Raw genomic sequence first — 14478 nt, forward strand, 5'->3', positions numbered from 1 at the left:
AGCCCACGACGACTGAGCCCACGACGACTGAGCCCACGACGACTGAGCCCACGACGACTGAGCCCACGACCAACCCTTCGGCGTCGCAACGTCCGAGCAGCAGCGCTTCCCCCGCGACCAACGCAACTTCGCAGACCGAGAGTCCTTCGAGCCAAGCACCCTCCGAGACGCAGTCTCCTTCCGAATCGCAGCCGAGTTCCGAGCAGTCGTCCGCGGTAGCGGCTCCGCCGGCTGGACCGTCTGATCCGCAGGGACCGTCAGCGGGCGGCGGAGCGCCTGCACCCTCTGCCGGTGGACCGGCGAACGCTGCGCCGGGCGCAGTCGCAGCCCCTTCCGCACCCGAGGTTCTGGCCGCACCCGCACCCGTAGCTCCGCAGGTACCGTCGAACGTTCCGAACGTCGCGGCTCCGACTGACAACCCGCAGGCATTTCCGACGGCGTTCACTCAAGGGCTTCCGCCGATTCTCAACGCCGCCGCCGTCGCCGGCGGTGTAGGCGGAATGGCAGTGGTAGCGGCCGGTGCGGGAGCACTGACTTTCCGCGGAGCATCGCTGCAGAAGGCACGATTGGCTGCCGCGCGTGCCGAATTCCTGGCACCCGGATCACAGGGAGGTGCGTGAGTCGTGCCGGACAGACGTTCACATCGCCGCGTTCTGGCCGCGGTGGATGCCGTATGCGACGCAGCAGCGTCGTCGGAGGCAGTGTCACTGCTGACGGTGGTGCAGACAGTCGCCCGCGAGCGTGGGCGCCCGATCGAGATCGATCTGGAAACCCCGCTCGCCACCGGAGTGTGCGGTCAGCGCCGAGCCTACGACGATCACGATGTCATCGTCTTGGCCCCCGGGCTTCCCAATGTCGAGCGAACTCTGGCACATGAGTTGGGGCACATAGTGTTTCGGCACGAAGGTGCCGAAATCGCCGAGGCGACGCTCGAGGTCAGTGACGATTTGATCGCCTACATGCTGAGTCAACGTTCTTTGCGGCGCAACGAACCCGTGCCGATGGATGACATCGCGGAGTGGGAAGCCGAGACGTTTGCGTCGATGTTGATCATGCGTCTGCGAACGATGAGTGGCCGTGGAACACCGCTGTCGGTGTTGCGGTACGACGAGGCGATCGGATGATCTTTTGGGCTGTGGCCCTTCTCGTCTGGGTTGCAGCCGGCGCGAGACTGGGTCGAGTTGTCGCGCGCACCGCGACGCCGTTGCGAATGTCGATGGTCTTTGCAGGCTTCTCGGTCGCATTGTCGTCGACGGTCATGGTGCCGGCGGTATGGGACATCGTCGATCGCATTGCGCCGGAGCAGCATGCCGCGGCGATGATCGTCATCGTCTTGTGGACAGCGTTGTCTGCGGCCAGTGCAGTCGGCGCCGTGTCTGCGTGGCCGGTGATGTCACGTCCAGCTATGCGCGGCCTCGCCACCGTGCTGTACTCGGTGGGGCTCCTGGTGGCGATCGCGGTTCTCTTCGGCTACCCGGCGCCGGCTCTGATCTTTATCATCGTCGCTCTGTCCCTTGTCATTTCGACGGGGCTACGGCACGTTGCGTGGGCACCGTTGGGGCGCGGAATCGCGTTGATCGTGACCGGTTCGTCGATCCTGCTCGTCGTGGTCGTAGTGATGCTGGTCGAATCGATCGGTGGCACCGGCGCACTCGAATCGGATATCTGGACGGGCGCAGGGGTGTGGTTCATCGCTGCCTCGAGTGTTCTGATTGCGCTGGGCATCACGTGGGTGCTTCTCGAGACCTGGTTACGTGCGCGACGAGATCTGTACCGGCTGCGGCGGATGCACGCGCTTCTCGTCAAGCGATTCCCCGAGGTAGTCGACGCGGACAGCGCCGGGAGTACGTCTGTGCTGCGGGCATCGGACATGATCGCGCAGATCATGGATGCGATGTACATCCAGTCCGGCGCCGGGATGTTCGACGTTGGTGGTCAGGAACCGCCGCGGGCCGTCACTGCACACGCGGGGATTTTGGCGGGGTGGATCGCCGATCCCTTGGCCTCGGATGTGTTGGACACCAGGTGGATTGCGCCTCCTGAGAAGATGTCGGCGCGCCGATGGGTGTTGTTGTTGGCGAAAGAACTCGATGAAACGACAAAAGTAGGTCGACGTTCGTAGTCGACCTACTCCATGTCATTGCAGTGCTCGAGATCGAGTCAGTGCTTCAGCACGTTCACATCAGCGTGACGCGTCAGGCGGAACCTCTGGCAAACCTTCACTCGCGCGGAGCTTTTCAGCCATCGTGGTGAGTAGATTCTGCGATTCTTCCGAGAGGTCGAATGCACGGCTCGAGAGGCGGCGAAGCCCGTAGCCTTGGAGCTGTGAGAGCAGTTCGAGATCGTGATCGATCTTGGCTGCGTAGATGTCGTTGAAGAAGTAGTCGGGCTTCACCTTGAAGAACCGGGCGAAGGCTGCGACTGTCTCGTCTGAGGGGTTGGTGCGCTGTCCCGAGCGGAGCTGCGAGATGTACGGCTTGGAGATCTGATGGCCGTCTTCGATGAGCGCTGCCGCAACCTCGGCGTTGGTATGGGGTTTGCGCCCCGGAGGATGAACACTGTCGAACAGTTTGTTCAATCGTTCTGCAAAGTCAGCCATTGTGAACCGCCCCGTAATCCTCTCTAGCTAGCAATTGTCCGTTCAGTGAATCCTACGGTATCACGCGGATAACCGATCGGTAGCTCACCGTAGTCTGTTTAGTGGACTAGTTGTCAAATGTGTCCGAGATTCGATTCGTCCGCCCAATGAGTGCTCAGCTATGTCTCAGCGCACATTGAGTTTCCGCCACACGGAAATGTGCAGCTACGACTGCGCTATTCGAACCTTCCAGTACTTGGCCAATCTGCCCAATATCAAACCTTTTACCCGTTTTGGCGATATTAGCTATGCGTTAGCCTGGTTTTTCACAACTATTTCGATTGAAAAACTGCAGTTCAAGCGATGTTTGAAGGTTTAGGGTCGCGATCAGGGTGGCTGGTTGCGATGTCATGCGGATCACCTCCGGGTTGAACCTTGAACGGTTTGCCGGATTGCGATCTGTGCTAGCTAAACCCTCCGAGTGGGTGCAGAATTGTGACATGAAACACACGATGAGTGATGATGAATTGCGCCGCGCAATCCGTGAAATTCAGGATCGAGCCCACGACGCGCGCAAGCGTGGGGACGATGTAGCGGCGGAAGAACTCGAACGTACGGTCAAGGGCTATCAAGAGCAGATGATGCAGCGTCTCTAGTGCTCGCTGCGGTCGTCTCTGTGCGGTGTTTGCGCGGAGTGCGGCCGTGCCCCGCAGGTCGCCTTGCGTGTTTCAGGGCGGCCGCACCGTGCGTGCGTAGACTTTCCCGCATGTCCACAGTACGAGTGCGGGGGAGTGTTCATCCATGTCTGTAAGGTCGCTCGACGGCAAGAAATGCCTGATCACCGGCGCCGGTAGTGGAATTGGACGTGCAACTGCGCTGCGTGCATCGGAGGCCGGCGCCGAATTGTTTCTCACCGATATCAACAGCATCGGATTGGAAGAGACGGTCGCGATGGTCGGCGCCGGCGGCGGCACGGTCAGCATGGCGAAGGCACTCGATATCTCGGACTACGACGAGGTCGTGAAATTCGGTACCGAGATTCACACTCAATTCTCTTCGATGGATGTCGTCATGAATATCGCCGGCATTTCAGCGTGGGGAACTATCGAGAACCTCGAACATCGGCATTGGAAGTCCATGGTGGACGTCAACCTGATGGGGCCGATCCATGTCATGGAGACGTTTGTTCCACCCATGATTCGTGCCGGCAAGGGTGGACACCTGGTCAACGTGTCTTCGGCTGCCGGACTTTTGGCCCTGCCGTGGCACGCCGCCTACAGTGCGAGCAAGTTCGGCCTTCGCGGGGTGTCCGAGGTGCTGCGATTCGATCTGAAGCGGCACGGAATCGGGGTCAGTCTGGTTGTGCCGGGTGGGGTGAAGACGCCATTGGTGGGAACCGTGGAAATAGCGGGTATCGACAGGAACGACCCGCGGGTCGAAAAACTCACGCACCGGTTCGAGGCGCGTGCTGTCTCCCCAGAGAAGGTGGCGTCGTGCATTCTGCGGGGAATCGAGAGGAATACGTACCTCGTATATACGTCCAATGACATCCGATTCGGATACTGGTGGGCGCGCAAATTCGCCCTGCCTTACGAGTTCGTGATGCAAAAAGCGAACGACCAGTTCAGTAAATTGCTCAAGCGATGAGCGTTAACTCCGCCGGGACTTTTATCTAGTCGAATAGGGACCAAAGTCATGCCGAAGAGTTTTCACTTCGATATCGAATTCAAATATCCGATCGACGACGTGCATCGAACTTTGACAGACCCGAATTATTGGAAAGGCAGACTCGGAGACCTTTATGCCACCTCGGACATCGAAGTTCGAGACGGATCGATCGAAGTATCCGTGTCCGAGGAAATCGACTCCGCCTCCCTCCCGAGCCTGGTCGCCAAGGTTGCGCCGAGTCGGCTCGGTCTGAAACGGGTCGATCGGTGGGGACCTCTGTCGGACGGGCGTGCAGCAGGGTCGGTCACCGGAATCGCGCGGGGACTGCCGATCCGAATCGAGACGACGCTCGATCTCACCGCCGCCGAGTCCTGCACGCGGTTGGTCGTCGACGGAACGGCTGAGGTGAAGATGCCGATCATCGGCGGCCAGATCGAGAAGTTGCTGAAGAAGACCGTCGAGGACTTGTTGGGGCGCGATCGGGACGCCGTCGAGTCATTTCTCGCCTGAGTCTGCACCGAAATCTACTTCCAGAACGCGCGCACCCGGGCCGGCGGATGCGAGTTGATCGTGCGGGTTGGCGAGGGCGCACCCCTCCAACGAGAGGCACCCGCAACCGATGCAACCGGTGAGGTTGTCCCGTAGACGTTCCAGTTGCTCGATGCGTAGATCGAGGTGGCGCCGCCACCCGGTCGACAATCTTTCCCAATCTGCGCGGTTCGGGGTACGGCCTTCAGGAAGTGTGCCGAGGGCCTCTCTGATTTCCGACAGCGGAATGCCGACGCGTTGCGAGATTCTGATGAAGGCGACGCGTCGAAGCGTGTCTCGTTGGTATCGGCGCTGGTTTCCGCTGGTCCGGCGACTGACGATGAGGCCTTCTCGTTCGTAGAAATGCAGGGCCGAGACGGCGACACCGCTGCGCTCGGAGAGCTGGCCGGGCGTGAGTTCCTTTGCCTTCCACGACGGCATCTCCATGGCGGCTACCGGTCCGTCGCGCGGTGGAGGGTGGCGTGGAGATGATGCGTCAGCGGGGTGTCACCGTGCGCCATCCACAAGTCGTATGTCAGCGTGTCGCCCTGAACGCGCATGACTCGCCGGACGTCGTGAACCGGTTTTGCGTCGGGTGATGCTGCGAGCGTGAGACGGGTCAAGGCGAGAGTGCCTTCGGAGTCGAGGGTGCCGCGATGGATCTCGACGAATCCGGTGGGCTGGCTGACCAGCAATTCGAGCTCACCACCAGGTGTTGGGCGCAGGTATCCCGATTCCATGTGAAGCGGTCGTCCGTCGGGGAGCCCACGAGTGCGCGACGAGTAGGTGAGAAACGGTTTCGGGGTGGGCGCGAACTCGATCTCCTCGGAGTACTCGAAGTCGTCGATGGTGGGGAAATGTCCGGCTCCAGCGCCGACCCAGCGCCCGGTGAACCTCTCGATTCCGGCGCCGTTCAGCGCCGCCTGATCCGTACTAGTCATTGCCTGGTCCTCTCGCCTGCGTCGGATCAGACGTTACGCGGACCGGTACGACAGCTGCTTGTCCCTGCTGGGTGGGGCCTACGGGATTAGTGTTCACTCATGAACGCTTCTGGCTCCGTCCCCCTCGGTGTCGATTCCGAGGTGGGCCGATTGCGATCGGTCATTCTTCATCGTCCTGGCGACGAGTTGAAACGATTGACTCCGCGCAACAACGACGAGCTGCTGTTCGACGCGTTGCCGTGGGTGGACCGCGCGCAGGAAGAACACGATCAGTTTGCGACCGTCCTTCGTGAGCGCGGCGTCGAGGTACTGCTTTTGTCCGATCTCCTCACCGAGGCGCTCGAGGTCAGTGGCGCAGCGAGGATCCAGGGAATCGCGGCCGCCGTGGACGCACGCAAGATCGGCCACGCGCTCGGGCAACACCTGGCCGCCTACCTGCGAAAGGTGGAGCCGAAGGAGCTTTCGTCGATCCTTACTGCAGGAATGACGTTCGACGAATTGCCGATCGATGCCGACTCGACCTCGTTGGTGCGCAGGATGCATCACGGCGGTGACTTCGTGATCGACCCGTTGCCCAACTTGCTCTTCACCCGTGATTCGTCGTTCTGGGTCGGGCCACGGGTCATCATCACGTCCTTGGCGTTGTCAGCGCGAGCTCGCGAATCCTCGATAACGGATCTCGTCTACGCGCATCACCCTCGATTCAAAGGCGTGCGCCGCGCGTACGAGTCGCACACGGCTCCTGTCGAGGGAGGTGACGTGCTGCTTCTCGCGCCGGGGGTAATCGCAATCGGTGTCGGTGAACGTACGTCACCCGCCGGAGCAGAAGCATTGGCGCGTAGCGTGTTCGACGACGGCCTCGCCCACACGGTGTTGGTTGTTCCGATCGAGCAACGCCGAGCGTCGATGCATCTCGACACGGTCTGCACCATGGTCGAGGCCGACGCGGTCGTCATGTATCCGGCCATTCAGGACACCCTGGCGGCGTTCACTCTGCGCAAGGAAGACGACGGGGTGAGTATTCGCGGTGCGACGCCGTTCCTCGAAGCGGCGGCCGACGCCATGGGAATCGGAAAACTGCGTGTGATCGACACCGGACTCGACACGGTGACTGCCGAGCGTGAGCAGTGGGACGACGGAAACAACACTCTCGCCGTCGAGCCTGGCGTCGTCGTCGCTTACGAGCGCAACGTCGAAACGAACGCCAGGCTGGAGGCCTCGGGCATCGAGGTTTTGCGAATCGCGGGTTCGGAACTGGGGTCCGGCCGAGGTGGTCCTCGGTGCATGTCCTGCCCGATCGCCCGCGATCCGCTGTAAGCCGTCGACGCTGTCAGAGAATTTCTTCCACCTTGGCTGCAGGCCGCGCGAGGACGGTGCCTTTGTCGGTGACCACGAACGGGCGTTCGATCAGAATTGGGTGTTCGATCATCGCGTCGAGGATCTCGGATTCGGATGCATCGGCGAGCCCGAGTTCCTTGTACTGCGTTTCGCGCTTGCGAACGGCTTGGCTGGGCTCGAGGCCTGCGTCGGCGAGGAGTTTTTCCAGCTCGGATCGGGTAGGCGGAGTATCGAGGTACTTCACAATGGTCGGTTCGATGCCGGCGTCGCGGATAAGTCCGAGAACAGTCCGCGACGTGTTGCACCGTTGATTGTGGAAGATGGTTGCAGATGCCATGGCCGTCATTCTGCCTCTGTGTCCGAACTCGTGGGACAAACAGGGGAACAACGGACACCTCCGGCGCGCTGCACTTGAAGTACCGACTTGTGAGGAGAAAACGATGACGGAACATCGAAGTGTGGACGAACGGCGCGTGGTCATTGCCGGTGGGCACGGCAAGATCGCGCAGCACCTGACGTACCTGCTGGCAGGACATGGTGATCGGCCGGTAGCGCTGATCCGCAACTCCGCGCACGAGGGTGCGGTCCGCACACTCGGCGCGTTCCCCGTGGTGATCGATCTGGAATCCTCCACGGTCGAGGAAGTTGCGAAGGTACTCGACGGTGCCGACGTCGCGGTCTTCGCCGCGGGCGCCGGACCTGGCAGCTCGATCGAGCGGAAGGATTCCGTAGACCGAGCTGCGGCGGTGCTGTTGGCCGATGCCGCCGAGAAAGCGGGAGTGCGTCGGTTCATTCAGATCAGCGCCATGGGTGCTGGTGACGAAATACCGGAGAACACCGACGAGGTTTTTGCCGCCTACCTGCGGGCGAAGACGGCAGCGGAGGAAGACCTGAAGACAAGGACTTCGCTGGATTGGACGATTCTTCGGCCAGGACTTCTGACAGACGACGACCCCACCGGTGAAGTCCTTCTTGCAGAGCCGCCCGTCGATCGAGGCTCTGTGCCTCGTGCAGATGTCGCCGCAGTGATCGAAGCGCTCATCGACGCGCCGTCCAGTGTCGGCAAGATATTGGTTCTGACCTCCGGCCCGCATACGATCCGCGAAGCGATCGAGGGTTTGTGAGAGAGAAGATGCTGTGACCGAGAAGATACGACGAGGGTGACGATGAAGATCGCGATCGAACACGATTCCTCCACAGCTCCGTACGACCAACTGCGGCAACAGATTATCGAGCAGGTTCACGGCGGCGGATTGATTGCGGGAACCAAGATCCCGACGGTGCGTGCATTGGCCTCGGAGCTGGGATTGGCGGCCAACACCGTCGCGAAGGCTTATCGCGCGCTCAGCGATCAGGGCGTGATCGAGACGAGGGGAAAGCAAGGGACGTTCATCGCTTCGGGGACCGATCCGGTGCAGGCGCAGGCGGAGCAGGCGGCGACCGCGTTTGCGCATAAGGTCCGCTCGCTCGGGTACTCCGACACTGAGATCGTCGCCATGGTGGAGTCGGCATTGAGAGGTGCGTGACACATTGATTAAGTTGACGCTTCAACTTAAAGCTGTCAGTCTTGGCTCATGAATTCGTCGATTGCTCGTGACCTCGGACTCCTCATCGCCCGTGTCGGCCTCGGGATCATCTTCATCGCCCACGGTTGGCAGAAGTTCTTCACCTACAAGATCGCCGGAACGCAGGCCGCATTCGAAGGGATGGGCGCCCCGCTCCCCAAGATTTCTGCAGTTCTGGCAGCATCCATCGAACTCGGTGGCGGCATCCTGCTCATCGCGGGTCTGTTGACCCCGCTCGTCGGAGCGCTGCTGTTCCTCGACATGGTCGGCGCGTTCTTCATCGTGCACGCGGACAAGGGTGTCTTTATCGACAACGGTGGCTACGAACTCGTCGTCGCTCTCGGTGTCGGATCGCTCTTGATCGCCGTGATCGGCGCAGGACGGATCAGCATCGACGGATTGATCGGCAAGGGCAACGGTTGGGTTAAAACCCCAGCTTGATCGGGGTGAGAAGGCGGGCTCAGCGGACGTTGAGCCCGCCTTCTGGCTTGCTTTTGGACCACAAAGTGACGAACGTAGTCATCTATGGTGACGAAATCTGATCGATCCGAACAAGATTCCGGGGCCAACGAAGAGCGCCCGGAGACGGGCTTTACTCGGGTAGGCGTTCGGACCGACTACGTGGTGTTTTCCGTGGCGGCCGCAGCGGTGTCGGCCATTGTCGTGTGGGGCCTGGTAGCTCCCGACAACCTCGACTCGGTAACCGGAAGTGTTCTCGGCTGGTTGGTGACCAACATCGGCTGGCTCTTCGTACTCGCGGCTTCGGCTTTCGTGCTGTTTTCCATCTACCTCGCAGTGAGCCGATTCGGCGACATTCCGCTGGGTAAAGACGGGGAGAAGCCCGAGTTCCGCACCGTCAGCTGGATCGCCATGATGTTCAGCGCCGGTATGGGGATCGGCCTGATGTTCTTCGGTGTCGCGGAACCGCTTGCGCACTACGTGACTCCGCCTCCCGGCACCGACGGCGGCGTCGGAACTGCCATGGCTACCACCATGTTTCACTGGGGACTTCACCCTTGGGCGATGTATGCCGTTGTGGGCCTTGCCATCGCGTACGGGTCGTATCGCCGCGGACGCAAGCAACTGTTCAGTTCGGCCTTCATCCCGTTGCTCGGTCGCAAGGCTGAAGGGCCGATCGGCAAGGTCATCGACATCCTGGCAATCTTTGCGACACTTTTCGGAACCGCAGCATCCTTGGGGCTCGGCGCACTGCAGATCGGCTCCGGTTTCGAGGTAGTCGGCTGGATGGAAGAAGCCGGCGTGTTCCTGCTTGTTGCCATCGTCGCGGTGCTCACCCTGGCGTTCGTCGCGTCCGCAGTTTCCGGCGTGGCCAAGGGAATTCAGTGGCTCTCCAACATCAACATGGTGCTCGCGCTGGTCTTGGCCTTGTTCGTGTTCGTTCTCGGGCCCACCGTACTGATTCTCAATCTGCTCCCGACGACCATTGGTGCATACGTTTCCGACCTTGCCCAGATGTCCGCCCGCACGGGTGCGTCGTCGAATCCGGAAACGGGCGCGTGGCTTTCGTCCTGGACGATCTTCTACTGGGCATGGTGGGTGTCCTGGACGCCGTTTGTCGGCATGTTCCTGGCGCGCATCAGCCGTGGTCGTACGATCCGTCAGTTCATCGTCGGCGTCATCGCCGTTCCCACGACTGTCAGCTTGCTCTGGTTCGCGATCTTCGGCGGCGCCGGCATCGGGGAGGAACGCGATGGAATCGGCCTGTCCAGCCGCGGCTCGGAAGAGGCTCAACTCTTCGGCATGCTCGACAATCTGCCGTTGGCCGGAGTGACGACTGTCCTGGTCATGCTGCTCGTCGCAGTGTTCTTCGTCTCCGGCGCGGACGCCGCGTCGATGGTGATGGGCACGCTCTCGCAGCGCGGAACGCTCGAACCGAGTCGCTGGGTCGTGGTCTTCTGGGGCATGTTGACCGGTGGCGTCGCGGCGCTTCTGCTGTGGACCGGTGGTTCCGAAGCGCTCGACGGCTTGCAGACGATGACGATCATCGCTGCGGCGCCGTTCGTGCTTGTGATGATCGGACTGTGCTTCTCGCTGTACAAGGATCTTTCGCACGACCCGATCATCGTTGCGGCGAAGGAGCAGAAACGTGCACTCCTGCGCCCGCGGCGGGGGCGTCGCGTCGGTAAATCGGCGGAGTAACCGTGAAAAGAAGGAGGCACCGAACTGGGTTCGGTGCCTCCTTCTTTGTCCTGTTACTTCCAGCTCGGCAACCAGAGGTGGTTCTGCCACGATTCCGGCGTGATCGGCATGGCGGTGAGTATCGGCCAGAGGTAGACGAAGTTGGCCACGACCAGACCGATGTACAGGCTGACTGCAAGAAGTCCGGTGGTACGACGCTCGACGGACGCGCTCGCCTTGCCTAGAACGTCACCGAGGACGAGCGCAAATCCCATGACCATGAACGGGGCGAGTGCAACGGCGTAGAAGTAGTACATCTGGCGGTCCAGCGTCGCGAACCACGGAAGGTAGGCGGCACCGTAACCCGTCAGGACCACTGCGTATCGCCAATCCCTGCGCACGAACGTCTGCCAGATCGCCCACGCCAGCATCGGCAGGGCCAGCCACCACATCGCCGGTGTGCCGATCAGCATCACGGCCTTGACGCAGCTGGCGGCCCCGCAACCGGTGACCTGCTCACCGTCGGCGTAGTAGTAGAGCATCGGTCGCAGCCCCATCGGCCACGTCCACGGCTTCGACTCCCACGGGTGGTGGTTTCCGGCGGAGTTCGTCAGACCGGCGTGGAATTGGAGAACGTTTCCGCTGTAGTACCAGAGTGAGCGCAGCGCGGAGGGGATGAAGCTCCACGTGCCGCCCTCACCGATCTCGTTACCGACGGCGTGACGGTCGACGCCGGTCTCGCTGGTGAACCAAGCCCAGTAGCTCGCGAGGTACACACCGAGCGGAATGATCACCAGCGCATACAGAGCGGGTCCGATGTCGCGAACGGCGGTGCCGACCCATGGGCGCTGCACGCGGTAGGCGCGGCGCGCTGACAGGTCGAAGGCAACACTGAGCAATCCGAAGAACAGAATGAAGTACATGCCGGACCACTTGGTTCCGCAGGCCAGGCCGAGCAGGATGCCGGCGCCGAACCTCCACCACCGGAAACCCAGCCGCGGACCCCAGGCAGAGTCGCCGATTCGGCCCTCTTCGTATACCTTCGCCATCCGTTCGCGGACTTGGTCGCGATCGACCACCAGGCATCCGAGGGCGGCGAGAACGAAGAAAGCCAGGAAGATGTCGAGCATCCCCAGGCGTGAGGAGACGAAGGTGACGCCGTCCACGATGAGCAGGATTCCGGCAATCGCGCCGATCAGCGTGGAGCGCGTCATGCGGCGCACGATCCGGATGATCAGCAGGACCATCAGTGTCCCGACCAGTGCCGACGAGAATCGCCACCCCCAACCGTTGTAACCGAAGAGTGCTTCGCCGATCGCGATCATCTGCTTGCCGATCGGTGGGTGAACCACCAATCCGTAGCCGGGGTTGTCCTCGATGCCGCCGCCGGTGAGAACCTGCCAACCCTGCGGAACGTAGTGCTTCTCGTCGAAGACCGGAGTGCCGGCGTCGGTCGGATAGGCGAGCATCGTGAAGCGTGTGATTGCCGCGATGGCGGTGATGAAAGCGGTGACGATCCAGCCGCGCAATCTGTCGGTCGGGCCGAAATCAGGATCCGGTACCAGCGGCCCGGGACTACGCACTACCCGATCGCTCGTGGCGGGCGTTGGCCGCTCGTCCGTCTGCACAGTCACCTGGCAATCGTAGGCTGTCAGGTATGACTGGTCGTTTGGTACTCGCCGCAACACCCATGGGAGATGTCGGTGACGCGTCTCCGCGTCTTCGGTCTGCTCTCGCCACCGCCGACGTCGTCGCTGCGGAGGACACACGACGCACCAAGTCTCTGGCGTCCGCGCTCGACGTCACCATCACCGGGAAGATCGTCAGTTTCTACGACCAGGTCGAGATTTCGCGGCTGCCCGCGTTGGTCGCCGACGTGGCCGAAGGCAAGACCGTCCTGCTGGTCACCGATGCAGGCATGCCGTCGGTCAGTGACCCCGGATATCGCCTCGTTGCCGCCTGCGTGGCCGAGAACCTCGCCGTCACGTGCCTGCCCGGCCCGTCGGCGGTCACGACGGCGCTGGCGCTCTCGGGTTTGCCGGTGGAGCGGTTCTGCTTCGACGGATTCCCACCGCGAAAGCAGGGGCAGCGCAAGACCTGGCTTTCGGCCCTGGCAACCGAGCAGCGAGCGTGTGTGTTCTTCGAAGCGCCCCATCGCCTCGCCGACTGCCTTGCAGATGCAGTCGAAGTTCTCGGGCCCGATCGCCGCGCGGCCGTGTGCCGGGAATTGACCAAGACTTACGAGGAGGTCAAGCGCGGCACTCTCGGGGAGTTAGCTGCTTGGGCGGCCGAGGGCGTTCGCGGTGAGATCACGGTGGTGCTCGAAGGCGCAGTGCTGGTGGCATCTGATCCTGCCGATCTGGTCGACGAGGTGGAAAGGCTGGTCGAGGGAGGAGCGCGCTTGAAGGACGCGTGCGCTCTGGTCGCAACGGCCGGAGTCTCCAAGCGCGAGTTGTACGAGACGGTTCTGGCAGCTCGCAAGGACTAGCGGGAGCGGTGCACTGCTGGTGCACCGGGACGCAGGTTGGCGTCGTCGGCTGCGGCCTGGCCGGCGTGCCAGCCTTCGGCGTCGACGGACCGTCCGCGAGTTTTGCGGGTTGTCGGGAACAATCGATCGAATTCGGCGTCGACGGCCTCGGATGTGGTGGCGAGGATCGGGAGAAGATCCGCGACGTCCATCGATGCCGCGTCGGCCGCTTCGGCTGTGGCCTTGGTGCCTGCGTCGCGTAGGCGGTGTCCGATTCGGCTGGCGAACCCCGCCAGGAATCCTTTGCGGAACGAGGTGGTGCGTGAGCCACCGCGATTGCTCGAATCGGCGAATTGCATTGCACGGGTTGCCTGTACGAGCAATGAGGTGAACAGCATGTCGACTTGCTGAAGGTCGACCGGAGTGCCGACGACGGTCGCGAGTGCGATGTCGCTGAACCAGACAGTCCGGACTCGATTCGATTCGCCGATCTCGGTCAGGAGGTGAACCTTTTCCTTCACGTACGGGTTCTCGATGTGAATGCGTCGGGCATTCACGGATGTGTCGGTGACCCCGGCGCGACTGTGGAGCAGTGCGGAATCGATGGCGTACCGGGTCATCAACTCCTGGGCCTTCGCGGTGAAAATTTCGGCTTCTTCCGCGAAGTTGGTGGCTTCCGCTTTGGCGAGTAGCCCACGAATTCGCTTGAGTACCTTGGCGTCGACCTCGGTATCACCGACGCCGGCATAGCTGGTGTCGGTGCGTTGCGACGGCCAGACGGATGGTGGTGCGAGCAATACCGTCCACTGAGGTAGGCGCATCCACGATCGTGCGACATCGACGATCTGCGAAACAAGGAAGTAGGGGTCTTGGAACAGTAGGCCGGCCGCGAGGGAGCGGAAAGCGTCGTCGTCCACGGTGATTCGAGAAGCGATACGCCGAGATTTCGGGTACTGCTCACCGATCGTCTGCAACTGCCCCACCCACTCGAGTGGTGCGCGATCGGACGCGCGGGATGCGTTCGCGTCGAACAGGATGGTGGTGGCAGCGAGATCGGCGTCGGACGCGTCTTTGCTTCGGCGAGCCAGATGGATCAGATCTGCCGGTTGCCATCCGCGTTCGTAGGCGGCCGTCAGTTCGCTGACGAGACCCTGCGCCGCAGAGACGGATTGAGGGCTGACCTCCTGAGTGGACACCCGTGCTCCGTTCCAAGGCAGTGTCTGCGCCGAAGCGCTGGTTCGAATGTATGTTCTA

Annotated in this window: 18 protein-coding genes; 12 read left to right on the forward strand and 6 right to left on the reverse strand. The window is 61.9% G+C overall.

The window, feature by feature from the left end:
* The 3 genes from P3G66_RS24670 to P3G66_RS24680 all read left to right on the forward strand — a co-directional run.
* On the forward strand, positions 1-620 hold a 620-nt coding region (locus tag P3G66_RS24670; RefSeq protein WP_256083076.1), incomplete at its 5' end, for a cell surface protein.
* A 3-nt stretch (positions 621-623) separates the two neighbouring features.
* Positions 624-1124 (forward strand): ImmA/IrrE family metallo-endopeptidase, encoded by a 501-nt coding sequence (locus tag P3G66_RS24675; RefSeq protein ID WP_003946241.1) that lies wholly within the window; start codon positions 624-626, stop codon positions 1122-1124.
* Positions 1121-2122, forward strand: coding sequence for a hypothetical protein (locus tag P3G66_RS24680; RefSeq protein ID WP_003946245.1), 1002 nt, complete (start codon positions 1121-1123; stop codon positions 2120-2122). Before P3G66_RS24675 ends, P3G66_RS24680 begins: the two co-directional genes overlap by 4 nt.
* Positions 2123-2182: 60 nt before the next feature.
* Here P3G66_RS24680 and P3G66_RS24685 read toward each other — a convergent pair whose 3' ends face one another.
* Complete coding sequence (locus P3G66_RS24685) at positions 2183-2599, reverse strand: helix-turn-helix domain-containing protein (RefSeq protein WP_003946231.1); 417 nt, start codon at positions 2597-2599, stop codon at positions 2183-2185.
* A 479-nt stretch (positions 2600-3078) separates the two neighbouring features.
* On the opposite strand from P3G66_RS24685, the gene P3G66_RS24690 reads away from it, so the two are divergent.
* The 3 genes from P3G66_RS24690 (at position 3079) to P3G66_RS24700 (ending at position 4756) form a co-directional block, all read left to right on the forward strand.
* On the forward strand, positions 3079-3234 hold the full coding sequence (locus P3G66_RS24690) for a hypothetical protein (protein WP_276117245.1): 156 nt from the start codon (positions 3079-3081) through the stop codon (positions 3232-3234).
* Between the two features lie 145 nt (positions 3235-3379).
* Positions 3380-4225: an SDR family oxidoreductase gene (locus P3G66_RS24695; RefSeq protein WP_276117246.1), complete on the forward strand. Its 846-nt coding sequence runs from the start codon at positions 3380-3382 to the stop codon at positions 4223-4225.
* A gap of 48 nt (positions 4226-4273) precedes the next feature.
* Complete coding sequence (locus P3G66_RS24700) at positions 4274-4756, forward strand: DUF2505 domain-containing protein (protein ID WP_030536322.1); 483 nt, start codon at positions 4274-4276, stop codon at positions 4754-4756.
* Here the strand turns inward: P3G66_RS24700 and soxR are convergent.
* Both soxR and P3G66_RS24710 read right to left on the reverse strand, forming a co-directional pair.
* A complete protein-coding gene (gene soxR / locus P3G66_RS24705; RefSeq protein WP_050654499.1) occupies positions 4742-5221 on the reverse strand; it encodes a redox-sensitive transcriptional activator SoxR in 480 nt (159 codons plus the stop codon). The genes P3G66_RS24700 and soxR overlap by 15 nt on opposite strands.
* Positions 5222-5226: 5 nt before the next feature.
* Entirely contained in the window at positions 5227-5715 is a 489-nt protein-coding gene (locus P3G66_RS24710; RefSeq protein ID WP_276117247.1) for an FABP family protein, read from the reverse strand.
* Positions 5716-5814: 99 nt separating this feature from the next.
* Here P3G66_RS24710 and arcA point away from each other — a divergent pair, with 99 nt between their 5' ends.
* A complete protein-coding gene (arcA, locus tag P3G66_RS24715; RefSeq protein WP_003946210.1) occupies positions 5815-7032 on the forward strand; it encodes an arginine deiminase in 1218 nt (405 codons plus the stop codon).
* 13 nt (positions 7033-7045) lie between these two features.
* Here the strand turns inward: arcA and arsC are convergent, their stop codons facing one another.
* Positions 7046-7399: an arsenate reductase (glutaredoxin) gene (gene arsC, locus P3G66_RS24720; protein ID WP_054831733.1), complete on the reverse strand. Its 354-nt coding sequence runs from the start codon at positions 7397-7399 to the stop codon at positions 7046-7048.
* 94 nt (positions 7400-7493) lie between these two features.
* Between arsC and P3G66_RS24725 the strand changes: the two genes are divergently transcribed.
* From P3G66_RS24725 to P3G66_RS24740, 4 genes are all read left to right on the forward strand, one after another.
* The gene (locus tag P3G66_RS24725; RefSeq protein WP_003946268.1) at positions 7494-8177 is read left to right on the forward strand and encodes an SDR family oxidoreductase; all 684 of its coding nucleotides are present in this window, start codon (positions 7494-7496) and stop codon (positions 8175-8177) included.
* Between the two features lie 42 nt (positions 8178-8219).
* The gene (locus P3G66_RS24730) at positions 8220-8579 is read left to right on the forward strand and encodes a GntR family transcriptional regulator (protein ID WP_003946225.1); all 360 of its coding nucleotides are present in this window, start codon (positions 8220-8222) and stop codon (positions 8577-8579) included.
* 48 nt (positions 8580-8627) lie between these two features.
* On the forward strand, positions 8628-9059 hold the full coding sequence (locus P3G66_RS24735) for a DoxX family protein (protein ID WP_003946228.1): 432 nt from the start codon (positions 8628-8630) through the stop codon (positions 9057-9059).
* A gap of 84 nt (positions 9060-9143) precedes the next feature.
* A complete protein-coding gene (locus P3G66_RS24740) occupies positions 9144-10778 on the forward strand; it encodes a BCCT family transporter (protein ID WP_276117248.1) in 1635 nt (544 codons plus the stop codon).
* A 53-nt stretch (positions 10779-10831) separates the two neighbouring features.
* Here the strand turns inward: P3G66_RS24740 and P3G66_RS24745 are convergent, their stop codons facing one another.
* A complete protein-coding gene (locus P3G66_RS24745) occupies positions 10832-12391 on the reverse strand; it encodes a phospholipid carrier-dependent glycosyltransferase (protein WP_113683221.1) in 1560 nt (519 codons plus the stop codon).
* A gap of 23 nt (positions 12392-12414) precedes the next feature.
* Between P3G66_RS24745 and rsmI the strand changes: the two genes are divergently transcribed.
* The gene (gene rsmI, locus P3G66_RS24750; protein WP_276117249.1) at positions 12415-13245 is read left to right on the forward strand and encodes a 16S rRNA (cytidine(1402)-2'-O)-methyltransferase; all 831 of its coding nucleotides are present in this window, start codon (positions 12415-12417) and stop codon (positions 13243-13245) included.
* Here the strand turns inward: rsmI and P3G66_RS24755 are convergent.
* Entirely contained in the window at positions 13242-14420 is a 1179-nt protein-coding gene (locus P3G66_RS24755) for a DUF2786 domain-containing protein (RefSeq protein WP_276117250.1), read from the reverse strand. The genes rsmI and P3G66_RS24755 overlap by 4 nt on opposite strands.
* Positions 14421-14478 lie beyond the last annotated feature (58 nt).

It is taken from the genome of Rhodococcus sp. C3V, from assembly GCF_029269915.1.
GTDB lineage: Bacteria > Actinomycetota > Actinomycetes > Mycobacteriales > Mycobacteriaceae > Rhodococcus_F > Rhodococcus_F qingshengii.

What these genes read in the sequence shown, in the direction of transcription:
- P3G66_RS24700 (WP_030536322.1), top strand. Translation starts at nt 4,274, where the DNA reads ATGCCGAAGAGTTTTCACTTCGATATCGAATTCAAATATCCGATCGAC.
- P3G66_RS24695 (WP_276117246.1), top strand. Translation starts at nt 3,380, where the DNA reads ATGTCTGTAAGGTCGCTCGACGGCAAGAAATGCCTGATCACCGGCGCC.
- arsC (WP_054831733.1), bottom strand. Translation starts at nt 7,399, where the DNA reads ATGACGGCCATGGCATCTGCAACCATCTTCCACAATCAACGGTGCAAC.
- arcA (WP_003946210.1), top strand. Translation starts at nt 5,815, where the DNA reads ATGAACGCTTCTGGCTCCGTCCCCCTCGGTGTCGATTCCGAGGTGGGC.
- P3G66_RS24730 (WP_003946225.1), top strand. Translation starts at nt 8,220, where the DNA reads ATGAAGATCGCGATCGAACACGATTCCTCCACAGCTCCGTACGACCAA.
- P3G66_RS24690 (WP_276117245.1), top strand. Translation starts at nt 3,079, where the DNA reads ATGAAACACACGATGAGTGATGATGAATTGCGCCGCGCAATCCGTGAA.
- P3G66_RS24710 (WP_276117247.1), bottom strand. Translation starts at nt 5,715, where the DNA reads ATGACTAGTACGGATCAGGCGGCGCTGAACGGCGCCGGAATCGAGAGG.
- P3G66_RS24685 (WP_003946231.1), bottom strand. Translation starts at nt 2,599, where the DNA reads ATGGCTGACTTTGCAGAACGATTGAACAAACTGTTCGACAGTGTTCAT.
- P3G66_RS24725 (WP_003946268.1), top strand. Translation starts at nt 7,494, where the DNA reads ATGACGGAACATCGAAGTGTGGACGAACGGCGCGTGGTCATTGCCGGT.
- P3G66_RS24680 (WP_003946245.1), top strand. Translation starts at nt 1,121, where the DNA reads ATGATCTTTTGGGCTGTGGCCCTTCTCGTCTGGGTTGCAGCCGGCGCG.
- P3G66_RS24740 (WP_276117248.1), top strand. Translation starts at nt 9,144, where the DNA reads ATGGTGACGAAATCTGATCGATCCGAACAAGATTCCGGGGCCAACGAA.
- rsmI (WP_276117249.1), top strand. Translation starts at nt 12,415, where the DNA reads ATGACTGGTCGTTTGGTACTCGCCGCAACACCCATGGGAGATGTCGGT.
- P3G66_RS24735 (WP_003946228.1), top strand. Translation starts at nt 8,628, where the DNA reads ATGAATTCGTCGATTGCTCGTGACCTCGGACTCCTCATCGCCCGTGTC.
- soxR (WP_050654499.1), bottom strand. Translation starts at nt 5,221, where the DNA reads ATGGAGATGCCGTCGTGGAAGGCAAAGGAACTCACGCCCGGCCAGCTC.